The organism is Helicobacter pylori SA221C, assembly GCF_000476855.1.
Classification (GTDB): Bacteria; Campylobacterota; Campylobacteria; order Campylobacterales; family Helicobacteraceae; genus Helicobacter; species Helicobacter pylori_DK.
On sequence record NZ_CBPT010000026.1, the window covers coordinates 1 to 7,081 of the forward strand.

The 7,081-nt window shown below is 37.3% G+C and carries 9 protein-coding genes; 2 read left to right on the forward strand and 7 right to left on the reverse strand.

Going from position 1 to position 7,081, the window contains the following annotated elements; translation table 11 throughout:
* On the forward strand, nt 1-445 hold a 445-nt coding region (locus QU01_RS07680; protein WP_033763373.1), incomplete at its 5' end, for an adenine-specific methyltransferase EcoRI family protein.
* A gap of 10 nt (nt 446-455) precedes the next feature.
* Here QU01_RS07680 and QU01_RS07685 read toward each other — a convergent pair.
* The 3 genes from QU01_RS07685 to rsfS are packed head-to-tail and all read right to left on the reverse strand — an operon-like array spanning nt 456 to nt 2,809.
* Nucleotides 456-1,562, reverse strand: a complete 1,107-nt coding sequence (locus QU01_RS07685; RefSeq protein ID WP_033763374.1) for a glycosyltransferase family 8 protein — start codon at nt 1,560-1,562, stop codon at nt 456-458.
* Between the two features lie 4 nt (nt 1,563-1,566).
* Entirely contained in the window at nt 1,567-2,505 is a 939-nt protein-coding gene (gene miaA / locus QU01_RS07690) for a tRNA (adenosine(37)-N6)-dimethylallyltransferase MiaA (RefSeq protein ID WP_195742663.1), read from the reverse strand.
* Entirely contained in the window at nt 2,468-2,809 is a 342-nt protein-coding gene (gene rsfS, locus QU01_RS07695) for a ribosome silencing factor (protein ID WP_001042231.1), read from the reverse strand. Before rsfS ends, miaA begins: the two co-directional genes overlap by 38 nt.
* Before the next feature lie 59 nt (nt 2,810-2,868).
* Between rsfS and queF the strand changes: the two genes are divergently transcribed.
* Nucleotides 2,869-3,315 (forward strand): preQ(1) synthase, encoded by a 447-nt coding sequence (queF, locus tag QU01_RS07700; RefSeq protein WP_000187105.1) that lies wholly within the window; start codon nt 2,869-2,871, stop codon nt 3,313-3,315.
* Between the two features lie 118 nt (nt 3,316-3,433).
* Here queF and QU01_RS07705 read toward each other — a convergent pair whose 3' ends face one another.
* The 4 genes from QU01_RS07705 to QU01_RS08420 form a co-directional block, all read right to left on the reverse strand.
* Nucleotides 3,434-4,354, reverse strand: coding sequence for a hypothetical protein (locus tag QU01_RS07705; RefSeq protein WP_033763378.1), 921 nt, complete (start codon nt 4,352-4,354; stop codon nt 3,434-3,436).
* A 139-nt stretch (nt 4,355-4,493) separates the two neighbouring features.
* Nucleotides 4,494-6,287: a DUF262 domain-containing protein gene (locus QU01_RS07710; protein WP_033763380.1), complete on the reverse strand. Its 1,794-nt coding sequence runs from the start codon at nt 6,285-6,287 to the stop codon at nt 4,494-4,496.
* Entirely contained in the window at nt 6,287-6,775 is a 489-nt protein-coding gene (locus QU01_RS07715) for a hypothetical protein (RefSeq protein WP_033763381.1), read from the reverse strand. The genes QU01_RS07710 and QU01_RS07715 overlap by 1 nt, the downstream gene beginning before the upstream one ends.
* Before the next feature lie 126 nt (nt 6,776-6,901).
* Nucleotides 6,902-7,081 (reverse strand): CMP-N-acetylneuraminate-beta-galactosamide-alpha-2, 3-sialyltransferase (locus QU01_RS08420; protein ID WP_229260243.1); only part of this gene is annotated, 180 nt, incomplete at its 5' end.

Here is a 7,081-nt window from a genome sequence, read left to right on the forward strand (position 1 = left end):
TCTAATTAAAAATAATAAAGTATGGTTAGGCATGCATCTTGGTCGAGGGATTTCAAGTTTTATTGTTCCAAGACATTATGAACTTTATGGCACAGAAACCAAAATTGATAGCTTAGGCAATCGCTTAATCTCCCTTAATAATTGTTTATGGCTTACAAATTTGGATTATAAAAAAAGACATGAGATATTACCACTCACAAAGAAATACGATAAAAATAAGTATGAGCTATACGATAATTTTGATGGAATTAATGTGAATAGAACTATAGATATACCTTTGGACTATAGGGGTTCTATGGGAGTCCCTATAACTTTTTTACACAAATTTAATCCTAAGCAGTTTGAGATTATTGGTTTTAGGAAGGGAAATGATGGTAAGGATTTGTCCGTGAATGGTAAATGCCCCTATTTTAGAGTTTTAATTAGACATAAAAAAGATTACTAAAGGTGTATTCTTAAGGATTAGTCTTACAAAAGGACTTCAAAATATTTTTTATCCTAAAACAAAAATAATCCCTAATCGTTTTTGATCTTATGTGGGTTTTAAAAGATTGCATTTGTTGGTCTTTGGCCATTTCAAGGCGTTCTTTAAAAAAATCGTTTTTAAAAGGGGTGCAAAAAAGGTTGGCGAGCCAAAAACTCGCTTCAGCTTCATAGCAAATCAAACGCCCGTTCAAAGAACTCACAGAACGCCACGGCTTGTATTGGATGAAATGGAGCATGATGATGTTTTTAGGGTAGTGCTCTTTGAAAGAATCAGAATAGCAATTATAATAAATGGGCAATTCTAAAATGCGCTTCCAAAACACCATATTGATTAAACACTGCTCAGGGTAAAAAAGGTCTTTCCCCCTAGTTTTCAAAAACTCTAAAGCGATTTTTTCAAACCCATTTTCGCGCCACAAATCTAAATTCGCCACCAAAAAGCCCATGTTAAAGCCTTGATGGATGCGTTTTAATTCGTTTTGGCTAAAGCGTGAAAAATCAATCTTAAAATTCTTACAAGCGCGCTCAATAAAATCACAAAAGGCCTCAAAAGAAAGGTGGGAAAAAGTGTCTCTCACCATGCCAAGCAATTTAGTGGGATCGTTATCTAGTGCAAAATAAGCGCTTGCAACATCGCCCAAAAACACTGTATCCACATCTATGGAAATGATTTTAGAATAATTAGGGAAGAGCGAAGCGAGCAAGAGCCGGCACAAAACAAGAAGCCCGCCATAACGCTTGGAGCAAGACTCATTGAGATAGCTTTCTATGGAATGATCGAGCGAATTGATGTCTATAAACTCTAATGAAGCGAATTTTTTAAAAGGCTCAATGGTTTTTAAAAGCTTGTTTTGTTGCTCTAAAGTAACCCCTTTAACCAAACAATGGATTTTATACACGATGTTAGCGCCTAAAAGTTTATTGCTTTGATTTAAGGGGCTAAAGTCTATCGTGCTTGTGTGTCTGCTCGCATGTGAGAGTAAAGAATAAAGGCTCACGCTAGCTCCTAGCGCGTAATTCTTATCAAAACTCATAAAAATAGGGATAATTTGATTTGGCGGAGTTTGCGTATCCATTAGATTATCCTTTAATAGTGCTTTTTGAGTGTTTTAAAATCGCATGCCTAACTTCTTTAACGCTTCCCACATAAAGGTTATTGAATTGGGTTTTATTGAAAGTGTTTTGGCGCTTGGCTAATTTGATGGTGTTAAAGGTAATCGCTTCTTCTAGCTCCTTTAAAGTGAGTTGTTTTTCTAAAAAAAGAATGCTCTCTTTAACGCCTATGGCTTTAAAAGGCTGTGAATCTTTAGGGTATTTAATATAAAGGGCTTTGATTTCTTCAATAAGCCCTGAATGGAGCATGTTCTTGGTGCGCTGTTTGATGTTGCTATGAAGCGCGTTTTTTTCAACAGACAGAGCGAATAATGAGATGGCATGCTCAAAGGGTTTTTTAGGGTTGGCCTTAAAATACTCGCTTGGGGGCGTGTGGGTGGCATAAAAGATTTCTAAAGCCTTATGGATGCGGTAAGTGTCGTTTGGATGGATTTTAAAAGCCATGTTAGGGTCAATGGATTTTAAAAATATATAAGGGTTAGAAAGAGCGGCAATTTCTCGCTCTATTTTTACAACCTCCTCACCGCTAATTTTTGGCGTATCGCTCAAACCTTCTAAAATGGATTTTAAGTAAAAACTGCTCCCTCCCACAATGAGTAATACCTCTTTAGAAGACACTCTCATGGCGTCCTCTAAAAGGGTTTTAAAGAGCTGGGCGTTATTTTTTTCATCAATGTTAAGGTGATCTAGGGCGTAATGCTTAATGTTTTTTCGTTCTTTCAGGCTCGGTTTAGCCGAAGCGATGTCAATGTCTTTATAAATACTTAAAGAATCCAAAGAAAAGATTTCAGCGTCCAATTCTTGGGCTAATTCAATGGAAAGAGCGCTTTTCCCGCTCCCGCTAGGCCCTAGAAGCGCGATGAGTTTCTTAGGCGTTTTGATGAACGCTCTCCCTTTTGTAGGTATTTAAAAACCCTTCTAGGTCAAATTTTTTACGGCATTCTTCGGTGAAAAGATGGATCATCAAATCCCCCAAATCCAAAATGATCCACTCTTCATTAGACTCATCTATCTGGTAAAAGACTTCGCCTAAAGGCTTAAGGGTGTTTTTAAGCGCGTCCAATAAAGAAAGGGCATGCTTGTTCGCTAGCGTGGTGGCGATAATGACATCTTCTACCAAGTAGGGGGTTTTGGATAAATCAATATGTGTAATATCAAAAGCCTTTTTTTCATCTAATAAAGCCGTAATCGTTTCTATGCGTTTGTTCATGAGTTTCCTAAAAAATGGGTTAAAATAGCCTTATTATAACTTAAATCAAGGAAAGATTAATGACCCCTGAACTAAACCTCAAATCCTTAGGCGCTAAAACGCCCTATATTTTTGAATACAACAGCCAGCTATTAGAAGCTTTCCCTAACCCAAACCCCAATTTAGACCCCTTAATCACGCTAGAGTGTAAGGAATTTACAAGCCTTTGCCCCATCACTTCTCAGCCGGATTTTGGCACTATCTACATCCGCTATATCCCTAAAGATAAAATGGTAGAAAGCAAATCTCTCAAACTCTATTTATTCAGTTACAGAAACCATGGGAGTTTTCATGAGAGCTGTATCAATACGATTTTGCTAGATTTAGTCCAATTGTTAGAGCCAAAGTATTTGGAAGTGTATGGGGATTTTGTTTCTAGGGGCGGGATTGCGATCAAGCCTTTTGTGAATTACGCAATCAAAGAATACCAGGAATTTAAAGAAAAACGCCTTTTGAATGCGAAATAACGCGCAAAGATAGGGTTTTAAGATGAAAGCCATTCCAAATTAAACGGGCAAATTAGAGAGAGAATAAAAGAGAGATTAAAAAAAAGAGAGCCACCCCACAAAGGGGGGGAGGGGGGGTTTATTCTACATTACTCTCCTCTTTTAACTCCTCTCCTGTAATAATATCCCTCTCTTTAATCACATTACCCTCCTCATCATAATCCTCATCCCTAAATCCATAAGACCAAAGATTATCGGCTAACACTCCAGGAGTTAAGCCAGCGCATGTTAAATCGTATTTATTGATACCGCCATCGCATAAAAGTTGCGCAACAAATTTCGCCTCTTCTTTATTTTTCGGTAAAAATCTCGCCCACTCCTCCAAAGTTACACCTCTAGTCTTACCATCGGGTCTTACCAAATTCCTCGCATAAGTTTCTATCACCTTACAGAATAGAGTAACATCCCCCATAAGCATATCATCAAAGGTGTCAAAGAAACACTCATCGGTATTTCTGTTTTCAATCATAGCATTCCACTCCGCATCGCTATGATGCTTTAAATCTGCCATAAAAGTAAGCGAATGAATGATAATTAAACTCGCTTGAAACCCCATTCCACCATAACTCATCGGCGAGAATAACAAACCAAGTCTTTTAGCTCTTTTTTCGTTAGCGTAAGCGTTAGAAAAGACCATAAAAGGGCTAGTCGTGTCATCAGGGAAATCAAAGTCCAATTTGAATTTGCTTTCTTTAGGCTCTTTAGGAGTTGAAGTCCTTTCCTTAACACTCGGTCCGCTCGTAACGATTTTAACTCCTTTTAACAAATCCTCTCCGCTTTTTTCAGCGTGATTATGAGAAACCTCGTTTAAAGGCACTTCCTTAAACCATTTTAAGAATTTTTCGCTATTGAAAGCGTAAGTGGCTTCGTTGCCTTTTTGACTCCTTAAGGTTACATGATTAAACCTAATATTAATGACTTTAGCTTCCACCACTTTGTTGTTGATTGTGGCTTTGACTGACGCCCCTACTTTTAATTTATTTTCATTTTGAAAACCCATTTTTTGCTCCTCGCAATTTTAAATTTTAAAAATCCGCTATAATTGTCCGTTCAATGTTTTTATCTTTTCAGCATGGCTTGTTCCTCCTTGTTGGGGTGTGAAGTGCTAAAAACAGACCCTTTATTTTTGAGTAAGCGCATCATTTAATGTCCTTTAAAAAAGCGTTTTTAAAAGCTTGAATGGTGCTTTCACCCACCAATTCAGCGATACGATAATGCGCGATTAAAAAGTCCAGTAATTTTTCACTCCTTTCTTTGATTTGCGCGACTCCAAAAGAAGCGTTTTTAGCCACTTCTTTTTCGCTATAAGAGCCTTTTAGGTATTGCTTTCTTTTTTCCTCAAAAGGCTTGTTGCTTAAAGAGCTGTTAGCGTTTTTAGCAATTAAGAGCAAGTTCCCTAAAGCATGCACGATATGGGGATTTTTAGCCCAACTTTTTTCTTTAGCGCTATAGCCTTGATCGGGTTTTTGGGGCAAGATATGCTCAATGCTTTCTATGCTGCTATCAAAATTCAGAGTCGTTTCAGGGTTATGGTATAGCTCGTATTCATACAGCAAGTAATTCAGCGCCTTGCCCCACTGATACCATTTCTCAACATTCTTTTTAGAATGGATATACTCTTCAAGCAATTCTAAACCGCTATGCTCTCCCTTGAAAAAACTCTTTTCTAGCGTTGGAAAATCCTCAATGGTTATTTTATCTTTCCAAAATCTACACGCTTGAATCGCTTTGAAAGCTAATCCAATCCATTCTTTTTTAGCCGTATCCTTGCCAGCAACCCCATAGATCAAAAACCCGAAACGCTCTAAATATTCTAACAAGCCCTCTAATTCTTTGGTGGTGTAATGCCGTTCACTGCCACTTCTTACAGCAAGCTGTATGGTTAAAAGAGAGAGCAATAAGGGCAGAAAAGCGTTATCGCTCAAAGCGTTTAAGCGCCGCATCTTGTCTAACAAGCCGCGCATTTTAGGCGTGATTTCAATCCTAAGCTCTTCATCATCAAGCGTGTGCAAGAAATACCAAACCTTAGAAGAATAAGAAAGATAAAGTAACAAATCATTTATTTTTTCATATTCGTCATATAGGTCGTTGTATTTTTTATGGGCGTCAAACGCTGTATCCAATAATCTCTCTTTAAACTTGCTATTCTCGCCATAATAATACGCCACAAAATGCTTTAAAAAACTTTCTAAATGAACGTCTTCAAACTGCCTCAAATCGTGATAAATCCTGGTGTAGGTGTCATTGATTTCGTTTTGAAGATTTTCTAAATCTTCTTCATCGCAAATCTTGTGTGCCACAAAATGCAAGCGGTTTTTTAACAATTCCAGAGTGGATAGATCCTTACCACGATTGTTAATCGTTTCAAAAGAGCTGAAGGGATCGATTCGGTTATCGTTCAATTCCACCACGCTAAAAAGCATTTTCTTTATAAGGGCATCAAACATTTTTTCAAGCGCTTCAATAGGCGTATCGCTGATTTTTTCTTGAAAAAATGCGTAAGCGTCAATCAAATTTTTAGCGTAAAAAGAAGTTTGAAACCTTTCTAAATTTTTTTCTTCTTCTTCAGTGATCGCTCTAAAAGCTTCATTCAAACCATAATACTTATAGGACAGAATGGGTTCAAGGTTGATTAAAGAATACTTTGGGTCTTTGTTTTGGGTGGTTTTGGCTAAAAGGCCTAGTAAAATCAGGCTTGTAGCCAATCGCTGCTGGCCGTCTATGATTTCAAAAGCGCTATTTTCAAAATCATTTTCAAGCTCTCTTAAGGTTAAGCTGTGCATGTAATGGAATTTATCTCCCAGTTTGGACACATGCTCTAAATCGTTCCAAAAATCCTTTAATTGCTCTTTCTGCCATGCATACCCCCTTTGATAGCTGGGGATTTCAAACACGCCTTTTTCAATCACTCCGTCTAAATTTAACAATTCCATTAAAATCCTTTCATAAGTTTATGGGTAAAAGCCCATAATCCTTCATTTTTTCGCTCAATTAATTTCATTGAGTTGAAAAGTCGTGTGGAATTTGTAAAACAATATGCGTTTTTATTGACTAATTCTTCGTATTCTTGGCTCCCTTTTTGAGCGCAAACGCCATAAATCCCTAACGATCCCCCATCATCAACTCCAAAGCGATCAATTTTTAGAGCAAAAACGCTCCGTTGGACTATAGCTTCTTTAGTTGATTTCTCATACACAATAGCAACAGCATAATCCGCTTTACGCACCTTTTGAAAATCCTCTTCTTGAGCCACTTCATCCACTCTTGGGCGAAAAAAAGTCAAAGTGCATTCCTCACAAGCTTGTTTGAAAGGCTTGCCTTCTAAATCCGTATTTGTTGGATCGTTGTAATAATCACTTTTGAATAAGCACAACAACAAATTGTATTTTTCATGCGCTTTTAGTTCTTCTAACTGAGCCATCATTTCTCCTTTAAATTTAACTCTGTAAGCCCCACTGATTGAAAAATGGGGCTTATTGAATCAAATTTTTTAAAAAGATTGTGGTGCGGGTTAATGGAAAGGGGAATGATAAAGAGTAAAAGATTTTTAAGCGGATTTTTGTAAAAGTGATAAAAGTATGGTAGCGTTGCTTGATTGAATGATTGAATGATTGAATGATTGGATGATTGGATGATTGGATGATTGGATGATTGGATGATTGGATGATTGCTTGGTTGCTTGGTTGCTTGGTTGAATGATTGCTTGATTGAATGATTGATAGAATGA